Raw genomic sequence first — 22,845 nt, forward strand, 5'->3', positions numbered from 1 at the left:
AGTCGATGACAGAGCGCTTCGATGCCAAGGACCTGGCCCGCGCAGTTAGCGCCGGCGTTCTGAACCCGGGCCAGGACCAGGCCCTGCTTGAATTTCTCAAGCGCCAGCCACAAGCCCAGGCCAGCTTTCAGCTGGCCCATGTGGCGTTTTACTTCGGCGCCCTGCTGATCATGGCCGCCATGGGCTGGTTGCTCAGTGAAGCCTGGATGCGCATCGGTGACAGTGCCCTGCTGCTGCTTGCCCTGGTGTACATCGGCGCGCTGACCCTGGGTGGTTTACTCCTGCAACGCCGCGGCCAACTGATCCCCGCCGGGGTACTTGCCGCGGTGGCGGTGAGTATCGTGCCGCTGGCGGTGTTTGCCGTGGAACGGCTCAGCGGTTTCTGGCCGCTGGACGATGCCCAGGGCAACTACCATCACTACTACACCTACGTGCAGGGCGGCTGGCTGCTGATGGAAGCGGCGACAGTACTGGCCGGCTTGCTGATGCTGCGGCTGATCCCTTTCCCGTTCATCGTCATGCCGATCGCCGTGGCCTTGTGGTTCATGTCCATGGACGTGAGCGAATGGTTCTACGGCGAAGCCTTCGACTGGACTCAACGGCGCACGGTGTCGCTGTGGTTTGGCCTGGCGATGCTGCTGGTGTTCCTGGTGATCGACGGCCGCACCCGACAAGACTATGCGTTCTGGGGTTATCTGGCCGGATTGCTGGCATTCTGGCTCGGCTTGCCGCTGCTGGACACCGACAGTGAATGGGACAAAGCCCTGTACGGCCTGATCAATCTCGGCCTGATGGGCATTGCGGTACTGCTGCGCCGGCCGCTGTTCATGGTCTTTGGCGGCATCGGCGTGGCAATGTACCTGGGCTATCTGTCTTACCAGGTGTTTGCCGAATCGCTGCTGTTCCCGGTGGTGCTGACCTTTATCGGCCTGGGCGTGATTGGCCTGGGCCTGCAGTACCAGAAACACCGCGAGAATCTGAGCAGTTGGCTACGGGCACAACTGCCGGAGGGTTTGCTCAATCTATTGCCAGGGTTGCGTCGCTGATGCTCAGGCTGTTTTGTGTTCGCTTGTTGCAAAGCCTGGGTCTGGCGCTGGTGGCCTACCTGTTCGTGTGCCTGATGACCGCCAGCATGAGGGAGGAGCCCTTCAGCCTGACGCTGCCAGAAATCTCCCAACCTGATGGCAACAGTGCTGTCGATCTGCTGTTGTTCTCACTGCCAGGGCAACTGCTGTTCGTGTTGGTCGGCTGTTTTATCCTCAGGCGGCGACTGCTCGGTAGAGGCTTTGTGCTGTTCGCCGCGCTGACTGCCTTGCTGCAATGCCTGCTGTTTGCCAATGCCTTTGGCAATACCTGGAGCACAGCAGAAATCTTTGGCTTGCTTGGCTTTAACCTGCATTGGTTGGTGGTGGCGCTGGTTCCAGGGTTGGCCTGGTTGTTTGGGTTGGAGCGCCTGCGCGGTTAACCTGATCGCGGGTCAAGCCCGCCCCCACAACCCGCAGGAGCGGGCTTGCCCCGCGATGGCTGGCCATCAACCGAGCTCGACGATCTCGTAGCTGTGGGTGATCTCGACACCAGCCCGGCCGAGCATGATCGAAGCCGAGCAGTACTTCTCTGCCGACAGCTCGACCGCACGCTTGACCTGGGCCTCTTTCAGGCCACGGCCCTTGACCACGAAGTTCAGGTGGATCTTGGTGAACACCTTCGGGTCTTCACTGGCGCGCTCGGCTTCAAGGAAGGCTTCGCAGCTCTCCACCGCCTGGCGGGATTTTTTCAGGATGCTGACCACATCGAAGTTGCTGCAGCCACCCAGGCCCAGTAGCAGCATTTCCATGGGCCGCACACCCAGGTTGCGACCACCGGCCTCGGGCGGGCCGTCCATCACGACCACATGGCCGCTACCCGATTCGCCCAGAAACATGGCTTCACCTGCCCACTGGATACGCGCCTTCATTACCTGGACTCCCTTGTTCGAAAAAAGGCTGCCAGCTTAGACCCTGCGGGCCCGGTGGAAAAGCTCAAGCGCACGACTAAATCTGCCGATAGAGGGGCGAGTGTCTGATAAGCTGACGCCAAATCACTGGCGCTTATCGCCAGACAACCTATAAAAGAAATTGAAGCGTCGCCTCCTGACCGGGATCCAGCCATGGTTGCATCAGCCCTTCCAGCCAAGATCAAGAACATCGACAAGCTGCTGGTCCATTGCCAGCGCCGCCGCTATGCGGCCAAGAGCAACATCATCTGCGCCGGCGACAAGGCCGAAACCCTGTCGTTCATCATCAAGGGTTCGGTGACCATCCTGATTGAAGATGACGATGGTCACGAAATGATCATCGCCTACCTCAACAGCGGTGATTTCTTCGGCGAGCTGGGGCTGTTCGAACCGGCGGGCCAGGAACAGCGGCGCAGTGCCTGGGTCCGGGCCAAAAGCGAGTGTGAAGTTGCGGAAATCAGCTACGAAAAATTCCGCGAGCTGGCCCGCCATGACCCGGAGATTCTCTACGCGCTGGGCAGCCAGATGGCACAACGTCTGCGCAATACGACGCGCAAGGTCGGCGACCTGGCGTTTTTCGACGTCACTGGCCGGGTTGCCCGCTGCCTGCTGGAGTTGTGCAAGCAGCCGGATGCCATGACCCACCCGGACGGCATGCAGATCAAGATCACCCGCCAGGAGATTGGCCGGATCGTCGGTTGCTCACGAGAAATGGTCGGCCGCGTGCTCAAGGACCTTGAAGAACGCAGCCTGGTGCACGTAAAAGGCAAGACCATGGTGGTCTTCGGTACCCGCTAGTCGCGGGCGATCCCCTTGATCACCTCGGCATAGGCCTGGCCAAGGCGCTCGAGCAACGGCGCCTGGGGCACCACTTCGTGCAGGGCAATGTGACTGTCGGCCAGGCAGCGCTGTTCCAGCTCACAGCATTCATTGAAGCGGTTGACCGCTGCCACCATCGACTCGCGTTCGTTATCCAGCAACAACGCACCATGCACCAGCACCACCGGACGCTTGCCGCCCAGGCCCTGGCGCCAGCGCTGGGCGGTGCCGACCAGCTTGCGGCCGTTGAGGTTGACGTTGTAGCGCCCATCACAGAACGCCCCTTCGATTTCCCCCACCGACGCCAACCCGCCCCACTCGCGCAGCACATCACACAACGGCAGGCACAGGCGCTCGTAGGCGTTTTCAATTCGCCCGTGGTCGCCCTCGCTTTTCGGTGCCACATACACCAGGGCGATGTTGATCACCGCAGGCGACTGCGGCACCGGCTCACCACCGGTTTCGCGCAACAATACCGGCCAGCCGGCAATCGCAAGCTCGGCACAGGCGGCCTCGAAACCTTCCAGGCGGCTCATGCGCCGGGGCATGACCAAGGCGTGGTCAGTCGGACGCCAGAACAACAGGCCATGATCCTTTTCGCCTTTGCACACAGCCGCCAGCAGCTCCTGCTCGGCGTGCAGCCCGGCCTCGACAGTGACATCCACCACTTGATCAGTCATCGCATTAACCTTGTAGAGACAAAAAAGCCGGCATTGCCGGCTTCAGAGTTGGTTCAATCCAGGACTTGCACCGGGTTCTGCACCGCGCGCTCCGGGAAGAACAGGCGCTGCAGTTCCAGCCCCGGGTGCTCGGCACGCATGAACGCTTCGCCGACCAGGAAGGAATACACCTCGTTGATTTCCATCAGCTCGACATCGGCGCGGTTGAGGATGCCGCTCTCGGTGATGGCCAGGCGATCACGGGGGATGCGCGGCAGCAGGTCGAGTGTGGTTTCCAGGCTGACGTCAAAGGTATGCAGGTTGCGATTGTTGACCCCGACCAGCGGTGTGTCGAGGGTCTTCAGCGCCCGCTCCAGCTCGTCGCCGTCGTGTACTTCAACCAGCACGTCGAGGCCTACGCTTTTTGCCGTGGCGGCAAGTTCGGCCATCTTCACGTCATCCAGCGCCGCAACGATCAGCAGTACACAATCGGCGCCGAGCGCCCGAGCTTCGACGATCTGGTAAGGATCGATCATGAAGTCCTTGCGGATCACCGGCAGTTTGCAGGCGGCACGCGCCTGTTGCAGGTAGATGTCGCCGCCCTGGAAGTAATCGACATCGGTCAGCACCGACAGGCAGGTCGCCCCGCCCTTCTCGTAGCTGACGGCGATGTCGGCCGGAATGAAGTTTTCACGGATCACGCCCTTGCTTGGCGAGGCTTTCTTGATCTCGGCTATGACTGCCGGCTGCTTGCGCCTGGCCTGCTCGATCAAGGCCTTGGCAAAGCCGCGCGGAGCATCGGCGACTGCCGCCATACGCTCGAGCTCCGCCAGGCTGACCCGTGCGCTGCGCTCGGCGACTTCCTCAACCTTGCGGGCGAGAATCTTTTCCAGAACCGTCGGCACACTCATCCTTCATTCTCCTGCTTGAATACCGCGGTAAAGGCGCCCAGTTCTTCGAGTTTTTCCCGGGCAAGGCCGGTGTGCAGAGCATCGTGCGCAAGCTCCACGCCCTGCTTGAGGCTCATGGCGTGGTCGGCCGCGTACAGCGCAGCGCCAGCATTGAGCACGATCATTTCCGCAGCCTTCTGGCCGTTCTCGGTCTTGCGCCGGCCCAGGGCATCGCGGATCAGCTCCAGCGACTGGGCCGGGCTGTCCACGGCCAGGCCGTGCAGGCTCTGGCTCTTCATGCCGAGGTCTTCGGGTTCGACCCAATATTCAGTGATCTGGTCGTTCTTGAGTTCGGCAACGAACGTCGGCGCCGCCAGGCTGAATTCATCCAGGCCATCTTTCGAGTGCACCACCAATACATGCTTGCTGCCCAGGCGTTGCAGCACTTCAGCCAGCGGGCGGCATAGCGCCTGGGTGAACACGCCAACGACCTGGTGCTTGACCCCGGCCGGATTCGTAAGCGGGCCGAGCATGTTGAACAGGGTACGCAGGCCCAGGTCACGACGTGGGCCGGCGGCGAACTTCATCGCCTTATGGTGGGTCTGGGCAAACATGAAGCCGATGCCGACGCTGTCGATGCAGCGCGCCACTTGTACCGGCGTCAGGTTCAGGTAGATACCGGCTGCTTCCAGCAGGTCGGCGCTGCCGCTCTTGCCCGAGACCGCACGGTTACCGTGCTTGGCCACAGTGCAGCCGGCCGCGGCGACGACGAAGGCCGAAGCGGTGGATACGTTGAGAATGTTGGCGCCATCACCGCCGGTGCCGACCACATCGACCACCTGGTCGAGGGTGTTGAGCTCGACCTTGTCAGCCAGCTCACGCATCACCGACACGGCACCGACGATTTCGTCGATGCTCTCGCTCTTCATGCGCATGCCCATCATGAAGGCGCCGATCTGCGCCTCGCTGCATTGGCCGGTCATGATTTCGCGCATGACGTCGCGCATTTCTTCGGTGCTCAGGTCCAGGTGACCGACGATGCGGCTCAGCGCGCTCTTGATATCCATGTTCGATCCTTAACGGCGGCCGCCGGTCTGCTTGAGGAAGTTGGCGAACAGCTCGTGGCCCTGCTCGGTGAGGATCGATTCGGGGTGGAACTGCACCCCTTCGATGTTCAGCTCTTTGTGGCGCAGGCCCATGATCTCGTCCACCGAGCCGTCTTCAAGGGCAGTCCAGGCGGTCAGCTCCAGGCATTCGGGCAAGGTTTCGCGCTTGACCACCAGCGAATGGTAGCGGGTCACGGTCAGCGGGTTGTTGAGGCCGGCGAACACGCCCTGGTCGTTGTGCAACACCGGGCTGGTCTTGCCATGCATCACCTGGCGGGCGCGCACCACATCACCGCCAAAGGCCTGGCCAATGGACTGGTGGCCCAGGCAGACGCCGAGGATCGGCAGCTTGCCGGCAAAATGCTGGATGGCCTGCAGCGATACACCGGCTTCGGTCGGCGTGCACGGGCCGGGGGAGACGACAATGCGCTCGGGGTTCAGGGCTTCGATCTGGGCGATGGTCAGTTCGTCATTGCGAATGACCTTGACCTCTGCACCCAATTCGCCGAGGTATTGCACGACGTTGTAGGTGAAGGAGTCGTAGTTGTCGATCATCAGTAACATCTGGGTTCAACCTCTTGCATCTACTGACTTTGAATACATGCCTTTCGAAGTGCCTGTGCGCAGGGCAACAGGTGCGAGTCTGCCTGTGCCCACCAGCAACAGCTGGCTACAGCAGGTAAAGCGTTCAGAAAGGCAAAGCGGTACAGGGCCGGCTAACCGGCAAGAGATAAAGTCAGGCGCGCCAACGCCAACGGGCGTGGGCCTTGATTACGCGCATCAAGAGTTTGCTGACGATCAACACGGGGTAGGTCTCGTTCATACGTTCCCGCACAGTAGCCTACCGGCGCGGTCCACGCAATATGACCGAGGCATGCCGAAACGCTTTAGCGATGGAAGACGCGTGGAATGTTTTGCTAACGTCCTAAGGCGTCATCCGATAACAACAACGAAAAAGGATCTTTGCGATGTTGAACGCGCGTTCTCTGTTGCCCTGTGCATTCTCGCTGCTGGCCCTGGCCTGCTCCAGTGCCTATGCCGGCCCTTCCCCCTACTCGACCCTGATCGTCTTCGGTGACAGCCTTGCCGATGCCGGGCAATTCCCCGACAGCAACGGTGCGCCAGGCTCTACCCAGCGCTTTACCAACCGTATCGGCCCGACCTATGGCAACGGCGAGGCCTTTGGCGCGGTATCGCCCATGTTGCTCGGGGCGCAGCTGGGTATTGCTCCGACCGACCTGGGCGCTTCGACTTCACCGGTCAATGCCGCACTCGGTCGCCCTGACGGCAACAACTGGGCAGTGGGCGGCTACCGCACCGACCAGATTCTCGACTCGATCACCGGCACTTCCGACGTGATCATTCCACCAGGCAATCCCGGTGCCGGCACCGTGCTGCGTGAGCGCCCGGGCTACCTGGCGGGCGGATTGCGCGCCGACCCTAACGCGCTTTATTACCTGACCGGTGGCGGCAACGACTTCCTCCAGGGGCAGATCACCAGCCCGGCAACCGCCGCAGCCGCCGCCAATCGCCTGGCTGCCAGCGCCCAGGCTCTGCAGCAGGGCGGCGCGCAGTACATCATGGTCTGGTTGCTGCCCGACCTGGGCCTGACCCCGGCAATGAACGGCACGCCGATGCAAGGCCCGGCCTCGCAACTGAGCAGCCTCTTCAACCAGCAACTGGTCGGCCAGCTGAGCCAGATTGACGCGCAAGTCATTCCGCTCAATGTGCCGTTGCTGCTCCAGGAAGCCCTGGCTGCTCCGACGCAGTTCGGCCTGGCCAGCGGGCAGAACCTGGTCGGTACCTGCTTCAGCGGCAATGGCTGCGTGCAGAACGCAACGTACGGCATCAATAGTGCCACGCCTGATCCGAGCAAGCTGCTGTTCAACGATTCGGTCCATCCCACCACCGCTGGGCAGGAGCTCATCGCCGACTACGCCTTCTCGATCCTCTCGGCGCCCTGGGAGCTGACGCTGCTACCGGAAATGGCTCACGCCAGCCTGCGCGCGCACCAGGATGAACTGCGCAATCAGTGGCAAGGCAGCTGGCAACCGGTCGGTCAATGGCAGGCAATCGTTGCCGCTGGTGGGCAGAACCTGGATATCGACAGCCAGCACAGTTCGGCCAGCGCCGATGGCCATGGCTACAACCTGACCCTGGGCGGTAGCTATCGCCTGGATGACGCCTGGCGTGTTGGCGTTGCTACCGGTGTTTATCAACAGAAGCTTGAAGCCGGCGAGCAAGACTCCGACTACAAGCTCGACAGCTACCTGGCCACCGCCTTTGTGCAGTTCCAGCAGAACCAGTGGTGGGCCGACGCCGCCCTGACCGGCGGGCACCTGGACTACAGCGACCTGAAGCGCACCTTCGCCCTGGGGGTGAATGATCGCAGCGAAAAAGGTGATACCGATGGCGAGCTGTGGGCGTTCGCCGCGCGACTGGGTTATGACCTGGCGGCGCCCGGCAGCCAGTGGAGCCTGTCGCCTTTCGTCAGCGCCGACTATGCGCGGGTGAAGGTCGATGGGTATTCGGAGAAAGGCACCCGCGCCACGGCCTTGAGCTTTGACGATCAGGAGCGTGAATCGCGGCGCCTGGGCCTGGGCCTGCAGGGCAAGTACCAGGCTGGGCCAAGCACCCTGTTGTTCGCCGAAGTGGCTCACGAACACGAGTTCGAAGACGACCGCCAGGACCTGACCATTCACCTCAACAGCCTGCCGGGCAACGACTTCACCCTGACCGGCTACACCCCGCAGAGCAACCTGAACCGGGCAACCCTGGGCTTGAGCCAGACCCTGGCGCCGGGCCTGGCCCTGCGCGGCAGCTACAACTGGCGCAAGAGCGACGAGCTGACCCAGCAAGGGCTCAACCTGGCGGTGAGCCTGGAGTTCTAAGGAAGGAAAACGGCGCCTGCCGCAAGCAGGCGCCGTGAGTCAGGCTCAGGTGCGTGGCGTTTGCTCGGCCAGCGCTACCGCACGGAACATCGCCCGGCGCTTGTTGATGGTTTCTTCCCACTCAAGCGCAGGCACCGAGTCGGCAACGATGCCGCCACCGGCCTGCACATGCAGTTCGCCGTCCTTGATCACCGCCGTGCGGATAGCAATCGCGGTATCCATGTTGCCGTTCCAGGCAAAGTAACCTACCGCACCGCCGTAGACCCCACGCTTGACCGGCTCCAGTTCGTCGATGATTTCCATGGCGCGGATCTTCGGCGCCCCGGACAAGGTGCCCGCCGGCAGGATCGCGCGCAGTGCATCCATGGCGCTCAGGCCCTGCTTCAGCTCACCGGTGACGTTGGAAACGATGTGCATGACGTTGGAATAGCGCTCGATCACCATCTTCTCGGTGACTTTGACCGAGCCGGTTTCCGACACCCGGCCAGCATCGTTGCGGCCCAGGTCGATGAGCATCAGGTGCTCGGCGATTTCCTTGTCGTCGGACAGCAGGTCTTCTTCCAGCGCGCGGTCGGCCTCTTCGGTGGCGCCGCGTGGGCGGGTCCCGGCGATCGGGCGCACGGTGACCAGATTGTCCTCGACCCGCACCAGCACTTCCGGCGAGCTGCCGACCACATGGAAGTCGCCGAAGTTGAAGAAATACATGTACGGCGTCGGGTTGAAGCAGCGCAGCGCCCGGTACAGGTCGATCGGCGCAGCCTTGAAGTCGATGGACATGCGCTGTGATGGCACCACCTGCATGCAGTCGCCAGCAAGGATGTACTCCTTGATGGTATCGACCGCACGCTCGTAGTCGCTCTGGGTAAAGCTTGAGCGGAACGCAGGTTCTGCCGGCAGCGGCCCGCCCAGGTCCAGGCCACGGCGCGGGGCGATGGGCTGGCGCAGTTGCGCGAGCAGGCCTTCAAGACGGGCCAGGCCGTTTTCGTAGGCATGCTCCTGGGCCGGATCGACCAGCACGATCGCGTGCATCTTGCCGGCCAGGTTGTCGAACACCACCACGGCGTCGGACACCATCAGCAGAATATCCGGTACCCCCAGCGGATCAGGGTTCGGGCACTTGCCCAGACGCCGCTCGACATAACGCACGCAGTCATAGCCGAAGTAACCGACCAGGCCACCATTGAAACGCGGCAGACCAGCAATGGTCGGCACCTGGTAGCGCTCCTTGAAGGCTTCGACGAAGGCCAGCGGATCTTCTGCTTCGTGCTGTTCGATCAGTTCACCGTCGTGGGTGATCCGCACCTGGTGATCGTGCACCCGCAACACGGTGCGGCACGGCAGGCCGATGATCGAGTACCGCCCCCACTTCTCGCCGCCCTGCACCGATTCGAGCAGGTAAGAGTTGGCTTGGTCGGCCAGTTTCAGGTAGATCGACAGGGGGGTGTCGAAGTCGGCCAGGGTCTCGCAGGCCAGGGGAATGCGGTTGTAGCCGGCAGCGGCCAGGCGCAGGAATTCTTCGCGGGTCATGATAGCCTCGTGGCAAGCAGCAGATGGGTCAGGCAGGCAAGCAGGCCGGCATGTGCCGGCAGATGGCAGTCAGGCGCGCCAACGCCAGCGGGCCAGGGCCTTGATGACTTTCATCCAGAGTTTGCCGGTAACCGCCACGATGGAATCTCGATCTGAGGGGGATTGAACGTTCGCCAACGTTATCCCAGTGGCCGGATCTAAGCAACCAGGCAACAGCGCGCGCAAGTCGTCGATGACCAGGCACGGTGCTTCTTCGCTGATCGGCCGACCATGGTTGTAGCCATAGGTCAGGCCCACGCACTTGACCCCGGCGGCCTTGGCCGCAAGCACATCACTGCGTGAGTCGCCGACGAACAACGCCTGCTCAGGCGCAACGCTGGCCATTTTCATGACAAACAGCAACGCGGCAGGGTCGGGCTTTTTCTGTGGCAGGGTATCGCCGCCGATGATCCAGCGGAAATAGCGGCCGATCTTCATCTGATCGAGCAAGGGTGCAACGAAGCGCTCGGGCTTGTTGGTGATCAGGGCCATTTCCACACCCTGCTTGTGCAACCACTTGAGGGTGTCGCGCACACCGGGGTAGACCACCGTCAGCTCATGGCTTTCGGCGTAGGCCTGCATGAACAGCTCCAGGCCCTGCTGCGCTTCGTCGTCATCGACCGTTTCGTGATCGATGCCACCCGCCAGCGCGCGGCGCACCAGCACCGGCGCACCATTGCCGACCCAGTGGCGCACTGCCTCAAGGCCGGCGGGCTGGCGCCCCATTGCGAGCAGCATGTTATCCACCGCCGCTGCCAGGTCCGGTACCGAATCGATCAGGGTACCGTCCAGATCAAACATCACTAGTTTGGGCAGGGCGCCGGGGAACAGCTGCTCGAAGCCACTCATGGGCGGGCCAGGGCCAGTTCGGCGCGCATCTTGGCAATCACCTCGCGGTAGTCCGGGGTGTTGAAGATCGCCGAGCCTGCGACGAAGGTATCGGCGCCAGCGGCCGCGATTTCGCGGATGTTGTTGACGTTCACGCCGCCGTCGATTTCCAGGCGGATGTCACGACCGCTGGCATCGATCAGCGCGCGAGCTTCGCGCAGCTTGTCGAGGGTACCGGGGATGAACTTCTGGCCACCGAAGCCCGGGTTGACGCTCATCAACAGGATCATGTCGACCTTGTCCATCACGTACTTGAGGGTGTCGAGCGGGGTCGCCGGGTTGAACACCAGGCCGGCCTTGCAACCGCCGTCGCGAATCAACTGTAGCGAACGATCGATGTGCAGGCTGGCTTCCGGATGGAAGGTAATGTAGCTGGCGCCCGCTTCGATGAAGTCGCCGATGATGCGGTCGACCGGACTGACCATCAGGTGCACGTCGATCGGCGCGGTGATGCCGTACTTGCGCAGGGCGGTGCAGACCATCGGGCCGATGGTCAGGTTGGGCACGTAGTGGTTGTCCATCACATCGAAGTGAACAATGTCGGCACCCGCGGCCAGGACGTTGTCGACTTCCTCGCCCAGACGGGCGAAGTCGGCAGAAAGAATCGAGGGGGCAATAGCGTAGGGCTGCATGGCGCACCTGTAGGCAGAATCACAGTGGCGCGCATTGTACCTCAGGGAAACGCTCAGGGGCTGACCGGTATCAAGGCGGTCGACGGGTGCGCATCGCGGGGCAAGCGCTCTCCTGTGGGAGCGGGCTTGCCCCGCGAAAAGGCCTCAACCCGGCTGCTGGGTACGCAGCTTCTCGCTTCGCCCACGCAGCCACTCCAGAGTCAGCAGCAGCACCACAGAGAAGGCAATCAGCAAGGTTGCCGCTGCGGCGATGGTCGGGCTGAGGTTCTCGCGGATACCGCTGAACATCTGCCGTGGCAGGGTCGCCTGCTCGGGGCCGGCCAGGAACAGGGTGACCACCACCTCATCGAACGAGGTAGCGAAGGCGAACAGCGCCCCGGAAATCACCCCCGGCGCAATCAGCGGCAAGGTCACCCGGCGGAAGGTGGTCAACGGCGAGGCGCCAAGGCTGGCTGCCGCTCGCACCAGGTTGTGGTTGAAGCCCTGCAGGGTCGCCGAGACGGTAATGATGACGAACGGCACACCGAGCACCGCATGCACCAGGATCAACGAAATGAAGCTGTTACCCATGCCCAATGGGGCAAAGAACAGGTAACTGGCCACGCCGATGATCACCACCGGTACCACCATGGGCGAAATCACCAGGGCCATGATCAGCGATTTGCCCGGGAAGTCACCGCGGGTCAGGCCAATCGAGGCCAGGGTACCGAAGACCATCGCCAGCACCGTGGCGGCTGGCGCCACGATGATGCTGTTCTTCAGTGCCCGCATCCACTCGGCCGAGGCGAAAAAGTCGTGGTACCACTGCAGCGAGAAGCCCTGCAGCGGGTAGACCAGGAAGCTGCCGGAGTTGAACGACAACGGAATGATCACCAGCACCGGTAACACCAGGAACAACAGGATCAGGCCGCAAAGGATGCGCAAACTGTAGAACCAGACCCGCTCGACGGGCGACATGTAGGGGCTCAGCATGACAACGCTCCTCAGCTCAGGCGCAGGCGGCTGGCGCCGACCAGCCAGCTATAGATCAGGTAAAGCAGCACGGTGGCCAGCAACAGCAAGCCGCCCAGCGCGGTCGCCATGCCCCAGTTGATGCTGGTGTTGGTATAGAAGGCCACAAAGTAACTGACCATCTGATCGTTGGGGCTGCCAAGCAGCGCCGGGGTGATGTAGTAGCCGATGGCGAGGATGAACACCAGCAGGCAGCCTGCGCCTACGCCGGCGTAGGTTTGCGGGAAGTACACCCGCCAGAAGCTGGCGAACGGATGACAGCCGAGGGAAATCGCCGCGCGCATGTAGGTTGGCGAGATGCCTTTCATCACGCTGTAGATCGGCAGGATCATGAACGGCAGCAGGATATGCACCATGGAGATGTAAACCCCGGTGCGGTTGAACACCAGTTCCAGCGGCTTGTCGATGATGCCCATGGCCATCAGGGCACTGTTGATCAGCCCGCCCGATTGCAGCAGCACGATCCAGGCCGCGACCCGCACCAGGATCGAGGTCCAGAACGGCAGCAGTACAAGGATCATCAGCAAGTTGCTCTGCCGGGTCGGCAGGTTGGCCAGCAGGTAGGCCAATGGATAGGCCAGCACCAGGCAGATGGCAGTGATGACGAAGCCCATCCACAGGGTACGGGTGAAGATGTCCAGGTAGATGGCCTGGTCCGGGGTGGCCTTGGCCAGCTCACCGAGATCATCGATGCGATGATCAAGAGCCGCCAACAGGTAGAACGGCGTGACGCTACTGGTGTTACGGCGAATCGCCTGCCAGTAGGCCGGATCGCCCCAGCGCTCGTCCAGTTCCTGTAGGGCTTCTTTATAGGAAGCCGGTTCGCTCTTGAACGGCAGTGCTCGGGCGGTCTTGGCCAGCAGGCTGCGATAGCCGGCCAGTTCCATGTTCAGACGCTTGGAGGTATCGCCCAGGGTCTGGTTCTTGCGCGCCTGGGCAAGGTCTTCGCTCAGCGCCTTGTACACCGCCTCCCCTGGCAGGCCCTTGCCGTCCCACTCGGCCACGGCGGTTACGGTCTGCGGCAAGCCGCCCACCACTTCCGGGTTACCCACGCTCTTGTACAGCAGCGCGGCAATCGGCACGAGGAACACCAGCAGCAGAAACAGCGCCAGCGGCGCGATCAGCGCTTGCGCCTTCCAGCGGTTGACCCGCTCGGCACGCTTGAGGCGCTGCTTGAGGTTGGAACCGGCGCCTTCATTCAGGGGCACTGCGATGGCCATAGCGAACTCCGAAATCTTGAGAACAAGGAGCGCCGGCGGCAAGCCGACGCCCCATCAGCAGCCCTTACTTGGCAGCCCAGGCGTTGAAGCGTTGCTCCAGCTGCTCGCTGTTGTCCGCCCAGAACGCCACGTCGATCTGCACCTGGTTGGCGATGTTCTCCGGGGTGGTCGGCATGTCTTTCTTGATCTCGTCGGACAGCAGCGCGACCGCCTTGGAGTTGGCCGGGCCGTAGGCGATGTTCTGCGAGTAGGTCTTCTGCTGTTCAGGCTGGACCGAATAGGCGATGAACTTCTTCGCCTCCTCAACGTTCTTGGCGCCTTTGGGGATGGCCCAGGCGTCGAAGTCGTAGATACCACCGTTCCAGACGACTTTCAGGTTGCTCTCTTTTTGCACGGCGGCAATGCGGCCGTTGTAGGCCGAGCTCATGACCACGTCACCCGAGGCCAGGTACTGCGGCGGCTGTGCACCGGCTTCCCACCACTGGATGCTGGGCTTGAGTTCGTCGAGTTTCTTGAAGGCGCGATCCTGGCCTTCCTTGGTGGCGAGCACCTTGTAAACGTCCTTGGGCGCAACGCCGTCGGCCATCAGGGCGAATTCGAGGGTGTATTTGGCGCCTTTGCGCAGGCCGCGCTTGCCCGGGAACTGCTTGGTGTCCCAGAAATCCGCCCAACTGGTCGGTGCGGTCTTCAGTTTGTCGGCGTTGTAGGCCATGACCGTGGACCAGACGAAGAAGCCAACGCCACACGGCTGAATTGCGCCGGGAACGTAGTCGGACTCGTCGCCGAACAGTGCAGGATCAAGCTCCTCGAACATGCCTTCGTCGCAACCACGGGCAAGCTCCGGCGATTCGACTTCAACCAGGTTCCACGACACGCTCTTGGTGTCGACCATGGCTTTGACCTTGGCCATTTCACCGTTGTACTCGCCAGCGACGATCTTGCCGTTGCCCGCCTTTTCCCATGGCTCGTAGAACGCCTTGACCTGGGCCGCCTTGTTGGCGCCGCCGAAGGAAATCACGGTCAGGTCGGCCGCCGCCATGGCCTGGGTTGCCGCGAACAGGCCCAGGGTCAGGGCGGTCAACTTCAAGTGTTTGCGCATTATTATTCTCTCCACAGTACAGGGTTGGTGAAGCAAACCTTCAATTGGCTTCCAGCAAAGGATCGAGCGCGCGGGCGTGCTCCACCTGCCAGCCAAGCGGTACCACATCGCCCACGGCCAGGGCCGGGTCGAGTTCGGCAATTGGCTGCTTCACGAAGAAATCGGCCTTGCCGCAGACTTCCAGGCGTACCCGCACGTGGTCGCCCAGGTAGATGAATTCAGCTACGCGCCCGGAGAAACGGTTGACGCAGCTTTCACTGTGACCATTGAGGCGCACGCGCTCGGGGCGGATCGACAGGGTTACTGGCTCGCCGGCCTGGCCGACATTGACCGCCAGCGCCTCGACCTTCTCGCCGCGCGGCAGCAGCACCTGGCAGCGCTCGCCGTCGTGGCTGAGCAAGCGGCCATTGATGCGGTTGTTTTCACCGATGAAGTTGGCGACGAAGGTGTTCTTCGGCTCTTCATAGAGGGTGCGCGGGTCGGCGATCTGCTGGATCTCGCCCTGGTGGAACACCGCCACGCGGTCCGACATGGTCAGTGCTTCGCCCTGGTCGTGGGTGACGTAGACCACAGTGACGCCCAAGCGCTGGTGCAGGTGCTTGATCTCCATCTGCATGTGTTCGCGCAGCTGCTTGTCGAGAGCACCGAGAGGTTCGTCCATCAGCACCAACTGCGGCTCGAACACCAGCGCCCGGGCCAAGGCCACCCGCTGCTGCTGGCCACCGGAAAGCTGGCCGGGGTAGCGCTGGGCGAAGGTATCGAGCTGAACCATGTTGAGCACACGCTTGACCCGCTCGCTGATGTCGGTCTTGCTCAGGTTGCGCACGCTCAGGGGAAACGCCAGGTTCTCGGCCACGGTCATGTGTGGGAACAGCGCATAGTTCTGGAACACCATGCCGATGTCGCGCTTGTGCGGCGGCACGTTGTTGATCGAACGGCCGGCCAACTGGATCTCGCCTGCGGTCGGCGTTTCGAACCCTGCGAGCATCATCAGGCTGGTGGTCTTGCCAGAACCGGACGGGCCGAGCAAGGTGAGGAATTCACCCTTGCGGATATCCAGGTTGAGGTCTTTGACGATCAGCGATTCGCCGTCGTAGCTCTTCTGCACACCACGGAAGCTGACCAGCACTTCGCCGGTTGCAGCGCTCGAATTCACCTCACTCATACCCGCACCTTTTTTATTGGATGACTGCTGTATCCAAAGCCTAGTGAAGGCGGCAAGCGGCGCAAATCGGGGGGGGAGAGAGATTGATATCAGCGCGTTGGAAGGCTTGGGGTAGGGATTGCCCTACAAGGATGGCGTTTTTGGATAAGCGCTGAAAACTTCATCGCCACAATCATCGCTATCGCTGGCAAGCCAGCTCCCACAAGAGCCATGCCTGTTGGTTTTCTGTGGGAGCTGGCTTGCCAGCGATGAAGGTAAGCACGATGTCGTTTCTGGAACACTCACAACAGTTTGTGCTCCATCGCATACTTCACCAATTCCGCCAGCGAGTTCACGTTGAGCTTCTGCATCAGCCGTGCCTTGTGGGTGCTGATGGTCTTGTTGCTCAGGGCCAGTTGCTGGGCTATGTCGTTGACGTTGGCGCCTTGGGCCAGGCGCTCGAACACCGAAAACTCCCGCTCCGACAACAATGAATGCAGCGGCCGGGCATCGGTCAGGCCGACCTCGAAGACCATGCGGTCGGCCAGGTCCGGGTCGATATAGCGCCCGCCACCGGCCACCCGACGAATGGCGGTCAGCAGCAGGGCCGGATCGCTGTCCTTGGTGGCATAGCCGGCAGCGCCGACCTTCAGCGCCCGCGCCGCCATCTGCGCTTCGTCGTGCATCGACAGCACCAGGATCGCCGGTGGGTTGTTCAAGGCGCGAATCCGCGGGATCGCCTCCAGGCCGTTGACCCCGGGCATGGAAATATCCAGCAGCACCACTTCGCACTCGGTATGGCGCAGGGTTTCCAGCAATTGCTCGCCATTGCCAGCCTCCCCCGCTACCTGCATGTCCTTGGCCAGGCCAATCAACTGCTTGATGCCTTCACGGACAATGGTGTGGTCTTCGGCAACCAGTACTCGAATCACGCAATGCTCCTAATCCAGAGGGATGGCAACGCTCAGGCTGGTGCCCTCGCCCGGTTCGCTTTCCAGGGTCATGCGGCCGCCCAGCATCAGCACCCGCTCACGCATGCCGACCAAGCCGAACGACGAAGGCCGATGTTGCTCCAGGACAAATCCCACACCATCGTCGATCACCGTCAGTTGCAGGGCCTGACCATCGAGGCTCAGGCTGATCTGCACAGTATGCGCCTGGGCATGGCGCATGACATTAGTCAGCGCCTCCTGCAGGATGCGGAACAGGCCAATGGCCTTGGCATCACTCAAGGGTGGCAGATTCTCCGGCACCTGCACCAGGCAGGGGATCTGCGTACGCGCTTCAAAACGCCTGGCCTGCCACTCGATGGCCGAGGCGATACCGGCATCGAGGATCGGCGGGCGCAGGGCGGTGGCCACATCACGCACCAGCTGGAACAGCTGGGCGATCAGGCGCTTCATGCTGCCCAGGCGCTCGTTGAGACCGGGATCCAGTTCGGCATAGGCCAGTTCACACATCGAGGTTTCCAGCTTCAGCACCGTGAGCATCTGCCCCAACTCGTCGTGCACTTCCCGGGCGATACGGGCCTTTTCTTCCTCTCGCACGCTTTCCAGGTGCGCCGACAGTTCGCGCAGTTGCTCCTGGGAGCGCGCCAGCTCAAGTTCAACGCGCTTGCTCTGGCTGATATCCCAGACCACTCCGTCCCAGACCACCCGGCCATCCGCCAGGGTACGGGTACTGGCCTTGATGTCGGCCCAGCGCTGTTCGCCCTGACGGGTCAGGATCCGCCCCTGCCACAACCAGTCGCTGTCGCTGGCCAGGGCCAGGTCCTGGACCCGGTGATAATCGGCGCGGTCATCCGGGTGCACCAGGTTGCGCAGGCCCATGTCCGGGTGCTGGAGCGCGGCCGGCGTGTAGCCCACCAGAGCTTCACTGCCTTCACTGATATAGGGGAACTCCAGCTCGCCTTCAGCCGGGTTGCGTTCGAGGCGAAACACCAACCCCGGTACGTTGCCGGCGATGCCCTTGAGCCGCGCCTCGCTCTCGCGCAAGGCTGCCAACGCACGCCGGCGCTCGGTGACATCGGCGAGAAACACCACCAGGTACTCGGCATCGCGAAAACGCAGGAAGCTTAGCGACACATCCACCGGCAACAGGCTGCCATCGGCATGCAGGCACCGGGTTTCAAAATGCTGTGGCGCCTCATCGCTGGCCCGGGCGCGTTTCCACAGGTCGAGCCAGCGGTCCATGTGCAGGTTCGGCTCGAAATCGATCAACGGCCGGTCGATCAGAGCCCCCGAGGCGTAGCCGAGCATGCTCTCGGCGGCCCGATTGGCGTAACGCACATGGCTGTCCCAGTTGACCCAGAGGATCCCCACCGTGCTCTGATCGATGGAAAACTGGCTCAGGCGCAAGGCTTCTTCACGGGCCTGGCGCTGGGTCAGGGTGTCGCGGGTGGCGAGCAGGCTGTGTTCGAGCTGATGCAGTTGCCGGCGCTGCCAGAGAACTATGGCCACGCAGCTCAACAGCAGCGCCGCCAGCAGCAGGCCGAGGTTCTGCCAGAAGCCCGGGGACTCGCTGAGCCGTGGATACTTCGGCTCCAGCCAGCGTTGGTGCAATTGCTCCAGGTCCTTGGCTGGAATGGTCTGCAGGCCGCGCTCAAGAATTTTGGCCAGCTCGGGCCAGTCCCGCCGCGAGCCAACCCTCAACAACTGCGGCAAGCCGATATCACCGACCACCACCAGCTCACTGAACTCGCTTTCCCGCGACAGGCGGCTCAATTGCGCCTCGTCCACCACGGCAAAGCGTGCTTGTTCGCTGAGCACCAATTGCAAAGCCTGGCGCTCCTGAGGCACACCTTGCAGGTTCAGATTGCTATAGGTGGCACGCAGATAATCGGCCACGGTGCTGGGCATGCGCACGGCGACCCGGTCAGTGCTGGCGAGTTTCTCCAGATCAACCGCCACCGCGCCGGTACGTGGCCCGACGATCAGTTGTGGCACGCGCATGTAAGGGTCGCTGAACAACCACAGGCGCAAGCTGGCAGGGGTCTGGGTCAGCCCCGGAGCAAGATCGACTTCGCCAGCCAGCAACGCATGCTCCAGTGCCGCCTGGTCAGGAAAGTTGCGCCAGGTGAGGTCTAGTCCCAATGAGCGGCCGAGCCAGTTCATCAGCTCGACGTTAACCCCATAGAGCTGCTGCAGGCGCCGGTCGAACTGGGCGAAGGGTGCTTGCAACACCAGCCCGACCCGCAGGCTGCGATGCTGCTCGAGCCACTGCTGCTGTGCAGGCTCCAGCACAACCTGCGCAGGCGCGGCAGCCGAAGCCGCCCAAGCGATCAAGGGCAGGCAAAAACAGCCGATAAGCAACAGGCAGCGCACACGCTTCATCTGCACTCTCATCAAGGGTAGGACGGCCACCGAGCATGGCCGTCCCGAGTAAATACTATTAGGCTGCCGGTATTAATCTGGCCTGGATCGATCCATGTTCGCACTTTATCGCACGACGCTGCCGGCGTTATGCCTGTCACTGATACTACCTTGTACCGCACAAGCGGCAGCTGGCGAAACGCCAGAAGCTGCTGCCGACAGCAAACCTGCCGCTGTCGAACGCCAACCGCTGGCCGAACGCAGCCTGGAAGATGCCCAGGCCCTGGAGCGCCAGGTGCCTCAGGCTGAACAGCAAACCCTGCAGGCCGGCGGCGACAACTTCCTGGCCCTGTGGAAACCGGCCAACACCGCCGAGCCTGAAGGCGCCCTGATCATTCTTGCCGGTGCCGGCGAAAATGCCGACTGGCCGAAAACCGTCGGCCCATTGCGGCGCAAGTTTCCCGATGCCGGTTGGCACAGCCTGAGCCTGGCCCAGCCGGACCTGCTGGCCAACAGCCCGCAAGCACGCATCGAAGTCGCACCGGCGCCAGCCAAAAAGGCCGAGCAAGGCGAAAGCGCACCGGTCAAGGACACCCCGGCCAACGCCAACGCCAGTATCGAACAGGCCACGGCAGCGGAAAGCGACAACAACGAAAGCGTCGAGCAGGCAAAAGCCCCGGTTGAGGATGACAAGGCCGATGCCGAACGTATCTTCGCCCGCCTCGACGCTGCCGTCGCCTATGCCCAACAACAGAATGCCCGCAGCATTGTCCTGCTCGGCAACGGCAGCGGCGCCTACTGGGCCGCCCGCTACCTGAGCGAGCGGCAACCGGCGCAGGTACAAAAGCTGGTGATGGTCGCCGCCCAGACGCCGACCCAGGCCGAACAAGGCCTGGACAGCCTGGCGCCGACCCTGAAAGTGCCCACCGCGGACTTTTTCTACGCCACCCAGCCCCAGGCCAAGCGCGCAGCCGAGCAACGCCTGCAAGCCAGTAAACGCTTGAAGGATGCCAACTACCGCCAGGTCAGCCTGACCGCCATGCCAGGTAACAGCGCGGCGGAACAGGAACAGCTGTTCCGCCGCATCCGTGGCTGGCTGAGCCCGGAAAAGCTCGACTAAAAGCCGCGGCGTTTGCGAATGACGGCGTAGGCCTGATGCAGTTCGCGGGTACGTTCAGTGGCCTCGCGGACCTGCGAAGGGCTGGCGCCATTGCCCACCAGTTTGTCCGGGTGATGGCGACTGAGCAGTCGCCGATAGGCCTGCTTGATCTGCCCGGCTTCGGTGTCTGCGCTGACCCCGAGCACGCGCAAGGCCTGCGGATACCCCAGGGTGCCATCGGCCACTGCCGCCTTCTGCGGTTCATACTCCAGCGCCAGGGCCTTGACCTTGACTGACGACCAGCCGAGGGCCTGGCCCCACTCCAGCAGCAACTCACGCTCATGCCGACCGGCCTGGCCATCGGCCCAGACCATGCGCCAGCAAGCGCGCAACATGCCTTCGGCGGCATGCGGCTGTTGCTTCAGGCGCCGCAGATGAACGCCCAGGCGTTCCTTGCCGCTTTTGCCGCGATTGAACGCAGCAATGGCGCGGCGCCTGGCCGGCTCGCTCATCTCCAGGCGTTGCATTTCCACCCGCGCCTGCTGGATATGCCCGTCGACCACCCGCCCGTCACTCTTGGCTAGGCGCCCGAGCAGGACGAACAGCACCTCATCGTCGCGTAGCACCGGTCGCCCGCCCAGGCGTTCACGCACATGCGCCCAACTGTGTAACTGCAAACGGCGGTCCATCGCCTGGCCCAGCAACGCCCCCAGCAACGCCCCGGGAATACTGGCGATGGCAAAGCCTGCTCCGGCACCTATCACTGTGCTCGGCCACAACATGTCAGCGGCGCTCGGCGAGCAGTCGCTCGACTTCGGCCAGACGCTCAAGGGTGCCGACATCCACCCAGTGCCCGCTGTAATGCTCACCACTGACCTGCCCGCCCGCCATTGCCTGACGCAGCAATGGCGCCAGTTTGAAGCCGCCCCCCTGGCAGTCGGCGAACAGTTGCGGGGCCAGCACGGCGATACCGCTGTAGGTCAGGGTATCGGCATCGGCATTGCCGTCACTGACCTGACCATGCTGCAGACGAAAATCGCCCTTGCCGTGGTGGCCGGGGTTGTCCACCAGCACCAGGTGGGCCAGCCCGATCGGCGCTTGTGGCAAGTGCTTGAAGTCGTAGTCGGTCCAGATATCACCGTTGACCAGTACAAAGGGCTCATCACCCAGCAATGGCAAGGCCTTGAAAATGCCGCCGCCGGTCTCCAGCGGTTCGCCTTCCGGCGAGTAACGGATGCTCAGGCCCCAGCGCGAACCATCGCCCAGGTGATCTTCGATCTGCTGTCCCAGCCAGGCGTGGTTGATCACCACGTCCTTGAAACCGGCAGCCGCGAGCGCACGCAGGTGGTATTCGATCAGCGGCATGCCGGCCACCGGTACCAGCGGCTTTGGCGTGTGCAGGGTCAGCGGGCGCATCCGCTCGCCCTTGCCCGCAGCGAGAATCATCGCCTTCATGGACGCACTCCGGCAGCAGCCTGCAGGCTCTCGATCAATTCATCGAGCTCGGCCAGCTCCGGACGACGGACGATCACTTCATCTATATATGCAAAGAAACGCGGCACATCGGTCAGGTAACGCGGTTTGCCGTCACGATGGCAGATGCGGGCGAAAATACCGATGACCTTGAGGTGACGCTGAACCCCCATCAGGTCGCTGGCGCAGTGGAAGTCCTCGAAATCCGCCTGCACCGGGATGCCCTTGGCCTGGGCGCGTTGCCAGTAATCCTTCAACCAGCCCTGCACCCGCGCTTGTGGCCAGCTCAGGAAGGCGTCCTTGAACAGGCAGGTAACGTCATAGGTCACCGGCCCGTACACCGCATCCTGGAAGTCCAGCACGCCGGGGTTCGGCTCGCTGTCCATCAGGTTGCGTGGCATATAGTCGCGGTGCACCAGCACCTTTGGCTGGGCCAGCGCGCTGTCGATCAGCAGGCTGCTGATGCGCTGCCAGGCCGCCAGTTGTGCGTCGGTGAAGCCCAGGCCCAGTTCGCGGCCCACGTACCACTCGGGGAACAGCTCAAGCTCGCGGCGCAGCAGTGCCACGTCGTAGCTTGGCAGCGGCGCGTCCATCGGCAATTGCTGGAAGGCCAGCAGCGCGTCGATGGCGCCGTTGAACAGGCCATCGGCATTCTCGGCGTTGATCACATCGAGGTAGGTCTGGGTGCCCAGGTCGCTGAGCAGCAGGAAGCCGCGCTCAAGGTCCTGGGCATGAATAACCGGAACATTGATGCTGGCAGTGGCCAGCAAGTGGGCGATATCAACGAATGGCCGGCAGTTTTCCTGCGGCGGTGGCGCGTCCATGACGATAAAGCTGTGGCCTGCGGCTTGCCAGCGGAAGTAGCGACGAAAGCTCGCGTCGCTGCTGGCAGCGGTCAGGCTACCCGCGGGAACCGTGCCCCAGCCCTGTTTGTGGAACAGGTTTGCCAGCTGCTCGGCGAGCCAGACATTCAGGTGTTGCAAGCGTACATCGTGATCGGGCATTACAAGGGTCTCCGACGGCCCTAGCCGTCAAGCGGGTCAT

Annotated in this window: 22 protein-coding genes; 5 read left to right on the top strand and 17 right to left on the bottom strand. The window is 62.6% G+C overall.

The window, feature by feature from the left end; all coding sequences use genetic code 11:
• The first annotated feature begins 5 nt into the window (after positions 1-5).
• Both KHO53_RS07940 and KHO53_RS07945 read left to right on the top strand, forming a co-directional pair.
• The gene (locus tag KHO53_RS07940) at positions 6-1,046 is read left to right on the top strand and encodes a DUF2157 domain-containing protein (RefSeq protein WP_010221471.1); all 1,041 of its coding nucleotides are present in this window, start codon (positions 6-8) and stop codon (positions 1,044-1,046) included.
• Positions 1,046-1,465, top strand: coding sequence for a hypothetical protein (locus KHO53_RS07945; RefSeq protein WP_010221470.1), 420 nt, complete (start codon positions 1,046-1,048; stop codon positions 1,463-1,465). Before KHO53_RS07940 ends, KHO53_RS07945 begins: the two co-directional genes overlap by 1 nt.
• A gap of 66 nt (positions 1,466-1,531) precedes the next feature.
• Here KHO53_RS07945 and KHO53_RS07950 read toward each other — a convergent pair whose 3' ends face one another.
• On the bottom strand, positions 1,532-1,954 hold the full coding sequence (locus tag KHO53_RS07950) for an OsmC family protein (RefSeq protein ID WP_010221469.1): 423 nt from the start codon (positions 1,952-1,954) through the stop codon (positions 1,532-1,534).
• Between the two features lie 192 nt (positions 1,955-2,146).
• On the opposite strand from KHO53_RS07950, the gene crp reads away from it, so the two are divergent.
• Positions 2,147-2,791, top strand: a complete 645-nt coding sequence (gene crp / locus KHO53_RS07955) for a cAMP-activated global transcriptional regulator CRP (protein WP_010221468.1) — start codon at positions 2,147-2,149, stop codon at positions 2,789-2,791.
• Here crp and KHO53_RS07960 read toward each other — a convergent pair.
• Genes KHO53_RS07960 through KHO53_RS07975 form a run of 4 tightly spaced genes read right to left on the bottom strand, consistent with a single transcriptional unit; the run spans position 2,788 to position 6,031 of the window.
• Positions 2,788-3,492: a lipoate--protein ligase family protein gene (locus KHO53_RS07960; protein WP_213570163.1), complete on the bottom strand. Its 705-nt coding sequence runs from the start codon at positions 3,490-3,492 to the stop codon at positions 2,788-2,790. The two genes, crp and KHO53_RS07960, sit on opposite strands and share 4 nt — an antisense overlap.
• Positions 3,493-3,545: 53 nt before the next feature.
• Positions 3,546-4,382 (bottom strand): indole-3-glycerol phosphate synthase TrpC, encoded by an 837-nt coding sequence (trpC, locus tag KHO53_RS07965; protein WP_213570164.1) that lies wholly within the window; start codon positions 4,380-4,382, stop codon positions 3,546-3,548.
• Positions 4,379-5,428, bottom strand: coding sequence for an anthranilate phosphoribosyltransferase (trpD, locus tag KHO53_RS07970; protein ID WP_213570165.1), 1,050 nt, complete (start codon positions 5,426-5,428; stop codon positions 4,379-4,381). The genes trpC and trpD overlap by 4 nt, the downstream gene beginning before the upstream one ends.
• A gap of 9 nt (positions 5,429-5,437) precedes the next feature.
• Complete coding sequence (locus KHO53_RS07975; RefSeq protein WP_010221464.1) at positions 5,438-6,031, bottom strand: aminodeoxychorismate/anthranilate synthase component II; 594 nt, start codon at positions 6,029-6,031, stop codon at positions 5,438-5,440.
• A 404-nt stretch (positions 6,032-6,435) separates the two neighbouring features.
• Here KHO53_RS07975 and estP point away from each other — a divergent pair, with 404 nt between their 5' ends.
• The gene (estP, locus tag KHO53_RS07980; RefSeq protein ID WP_213570166.1) at positions 6,436-8,358 is read left to right on the top strand and encodes an esterase EstP; all 1,923 of its coding nucleotides are present in this window, start codon (positions 6,436-6,438) and stop codon (positions 8,356-8,358) included.
• A gap of 45 nt (positions 8,359-8,403) precedes the next feature.
• On the opposite strand, the gene trpE is transcribed toward estP, so the two are convergent.
• The 9 genes from trpE to KHO53_RS08025 form a co-directional block, all read right to left on the bottom strand.
• A complete protein-coding gene (trpE, locus tag KHO53_RS07985; protein WP_213570167.1) occupies positions 8,404-9,885 on the bottom strand; it encodes an anthranilate synthase component I in 1,482 nt (493 codons plus the stop codon).
• 69 nt (positions 9,886-9,954) lie between these two features.
• A complete protein-coding gene (locus KHO53_RS07990; protein ID WP_010221461.1) occupies positions 9,955-10,773 on the bottom strand; it encodes a phosphoglycolate phosphatase in 819 nt (272 codons plus the stop codon).
• Complete coding sequence (rpe, locus tag KHO53_RS07995; RefSeq protein ID WP_010221460.1) at positions 10,770-11,444, bottom strand: ribulose-phosphate 3-epimerase; 675 nt, start codon at positions 11,442-11,444, stop codon at positions 10,770-10,772. The genes KHO53_RS07990 and rpe overlap by 4 nt, the downstream gene beginning before the upstream one ends.
• A gap of 144 nt (positions 11,445-11,588) precedes the next feature.
• Positions 11,589-12,416, bottom strand: a complete 828-nt coding sequence (locus KHO53_RS08000; RefSeq protein ID WP_010221459.1) for an ABC transporter permease — start codon at positions 12,414-12,416, stop codon at positions 11,589-11,591.
• Between the two features lie 11 nt (positions 12,417-12,427).
• The gene (locus tag KHO53_RS08005) at positions 12,428-13,675 is read right to left on the bottom strand and encodes an ABC transporter permease (protein WP_010221458.1); all 1,248 of its coding nucleotides are present in this window, start codon (positions 13,673-13,675) and stop codon (positions 12,428-12,430) included.
• A 64-nt stretch (positions 13,676-13,739) separates the two neighbouring features.
• Positions 13,740-14,774: an ABC transporter substrate-binding protein gene (locus tag KHO53_RS08010; RefSeq protein ID WP_036995061.1), complete on the bottom strand. Its 1,035-nt coding sequence runs from the start codon at positions 14,772-14,774 to the stop codon at positions 13,740-13,742.
• A gap of 40 nt (positions 14,775-14,814) precedes the next feature.
• Positions 14,815-15,939, bottom strand: a complete 1,125-nt coding sequence (locus KHO53_RS08015) for an ABC transporter ATP-binding protein (protein ID WP_010221456.1) — start codon at positions 15,937-15,939, stop codon at positions 14,815-14,817.
• Positions 15,940-16,220: 281 nt separating this feature from the next.
• Positions 16,221-16,850, bottom strand: coding sequence for a response regulator (locus KHO53_RS08020; protein ID WP_010221455.1), 630 nt, complete (start codon positions 16,848-16,850; stop codon positions 16,221-16,223).
• Positions 16,851-16,859: 9 nt separating this feature from the next.
• Positions 16,860-19,250 carry a PAS domain-containing sensor histidine kinase gene (locus tag KHO53_RS08025; RefSeq protein WP_213570168.1) on the bottom strand — a complete coding sequence of 797 codons (2,391 nt, stop codon included), beginning with the start codon at positions 19,248-19,250 and terminating at the stop codon, positions 16,860-16,862.
• A 94-nt stretch (positions 19,251-19,344) separates the two neighbouring features.
• Between KHO53_RS08025 and KHO53_RS08030 the strand changes: the two genes are divergently transcribed.
• On the top strand, positions 19,345-20,349 hold the full coding sequence (locus tag KHO53_RS08030) for an alpha/beta hydrolase family protein (RefSeq protein WP_159389240.1): 1,005 nt from the start codon (positions 19,345-19,347) through the stop codon (positions 20,347-20,349).
• Here the strand turns inward: KHO53_RS08030 and KHO53_RS08035 are convergent.
• Genes KHO53_RS08035 through KHO53_RS08045 form a run of 3 tightly spaced genes read right to left on the bottom strand, consistent with a single transcriptional unit; the run spans position 20,346 to position 22,805 of the window.
• Positions 20,346-21,110, bottom strand: a complete 765-nt coding sequence (locus tag KHO53_RS08035) for a DnaJ domain-containing protein (protein WP_159389411.1) — start codon at positions 21,108-21,110, stop codon at positions 20,346-20,348. The two genes, KHO53_RS08030 and KHO53_RS08035, sit on opposite strands and share 4 nt — an antisense overlap.
• Position 21,111: 1 nt before the next feature.
• On the bottom strand, positions 21,112-21,783 hold the full coding sequence (murU, locus tag KHO53_RS08040; protein WP_213570169.1) for an N-acetylmuramate alpha-1-phosphate uridylyltransferase MurU: 672 nt from the start codon (positions 21,781-21,783) through the stop codon (positions 21,112-21,114).
• The gene (locus KHO53_RS08045; RefSeq protein ID WP_213570170.1) at positions 21,780-22,805 is read right to left on the bottom strand and encodes an aminoglycoside phosphotransferase family protein; all 1,026 of its coding nucleotides are present in this window, start codon (positions 22,803-22,805) and stop codon (positions 21,780-21,782) included. The genes murU and KHO53_RS08045 overlap by 4 nt, the downstream gene beginning before the upstream one ends.
• Positions 22,806-22,845: the final 40 nt, after the last annotated feature.

Origin of the sequence: Pseudomonas sp. RC2C2, assembly GCF_018390435.1 — a bacterium.
Classification (GTDB): Bacteria; Pseudomonadota; Gammaproteobacteria; order Pseudomonadales; family Pseudomonadaceae; genus Aquipseudomonas; species Aquipseudomonas donghuensis.

What these genes read in the sequence shown, in the direction of transcription:
- KHO53_RS08025 (WP_213570168.1), bottom strand. Translation starts at nt 19,250, where the DNA reads ATGAAGCGTGTGCGCTGCCTGTTGCTTATCGGCTGTTTTTGCCTGCCC.
- KHO53_RS08045 (WP_213570170.1), bottom strand. Translation starts at nt 22,805, where the DNA reads ATGCCCGATCACGATGTACGCTTGCAACACCTGAATGTCTGGCTCGCC.
- KHO53_RS07960 (WP_213570163.1), bottom strand. Translation starts at nt 3,492, where the DNA reads ATGACTGATCAAGTGGTGGATGTCACTGTCGAGGCCGGGCTGCACGCC.
- KHO53_RS07940 (WP_010221471.1), top strand. Translation starts at nt 6, where the DNA reads ATGACAGAGCGCTTCGATGCCAAGGACCTGGCCCGCGCAGTTAGCGCC.
- KHO53_RS08010 (WP_036995061.1), bottom strand. Translation starts at nt 14,774, where the DNA reads ATGCGCAAACACTTGAAGTTGACCGCCCTGACCCTGGGCCTGTTCGCG.
- KHO53_RS08030 (WP_159389240.1), top strand. Translation starts at nt 19,345, where the DNA reads ATGTTCGCACTTTATCGCACGACGCTGCCGGCGTTATGCCTGTCACTG.
- KHO53_RS07950 (WP_010221469.1), bottom strand. Translation starts at nt 1,954, where the DNA reads ATGAAGGCGCGTATCCAGTGGGCAGGTGAAGCCATGTTTCTGGGCGAA.
- trpC (WP_213570164.1), bottom strand. Translation starts at nt 4,382, where the DNA reads ATGAGTGTGCCGACGGTTCTGGAAAAGATTCTCGCCCGCAAGGTTGAG.
- KHO53_RS07975 (WP_010221464.1), bottom strand. Translation starts at nt 6,031, where the DNA reads ATGTTACTGATGATCGACAACTACGACTCCTTCACCTACAACGTCGTG.
- estP (WP_213570166.1), top strand. Translation starts at nt 6,436, where the DNA reads ATGTTGAACGCGCGTTCTCTGTTGCCCTGTGCATTCTCGCTGCTGGCC.
- rpe (WP_010221460.1), bottom strand. Translation starts at nt 11,444, where the DNA reads ATGCAGCCCTACGCTATTGCCCCCTCGATTCTTTCTGCCGACTTCGCC.
- trpE (WP_213570167.1), bottom strand. Translation starts at nt 9,885, where the DNA reads ATGACCCGCGAAGAATTCCTGCGCCTGGCCGCTGCCGGCTACAACCGC.
- KHO53_RS08000 (WP_010221459.1), bottom strand. Translation starts at nt 12,416, where the DNA reads ATGCTGAGCCCCTACATGTCGCCCGTCGAGCGGGTCTGGTTCTACAGT.
- KHO53_RS07945 (WP_010221470.1), top strand. Translation starts at nt 1,046, where the DNA reads ATGCTCAGGCTGTTTTGTGTTCGCTTGTTGCAAAGCCTGGGTCTGGCG.
- KHO53_RS08015 (WP_010221456.1), bottom strand. Translation starts at nt 15,939, where the DNA reads ATGAGTGAGGTGAATTCGAGCGCTGCAACCGGCGAAGTGCTGGTCAGC.
- KHO53_RS07990 (WP_010221461.1), bottom strand. Translation starts at nt 10,773, where the DNA reads ATGAGTGGCTTCGAGCAGCTGTTCCCCGGCGCCCTGCCCAAACTAGTG.
- trpD (WP_213570165.1), bottom strand. Translation starts at nt 5,428, where the DNA reads ATGGATATCAAGAGCGCGCTGAGCCGCATCGTCGGTCACCTGGACCTG.
- murU (WP_213570169.1), bottom strand. Translation starts at nt 21,783, where the DNA reads ATGAAGGCGATGATTCTCGCTGCGGGCAAGGGCGAGCGGATGCGCCCG.
- KHO53_RS08035 (WP_159389411.1), bottom strand. Translation starts at nt 21,110, where the DNA reads ATGTTGTGGCCGAGCACAGTGATAGGTGCCGGAGCAGGCTTTGCCATC.
- KHO53_RS08005 (WP_010221458.1), bottom strand. Translation starts at nt 13,675, where the DNA reads ATGGCCATCGCAGTGCCCCTGAATGAAGGCGCCGGTTCCAACCTCAAG.
- crp (WP_010221468.1), top strand. Translation starts at nt 2,147, where the DNA reads ATGGTTGCATCAGCCCTTCCAGCCAAGATCAAGAACATCGACAAGCTG.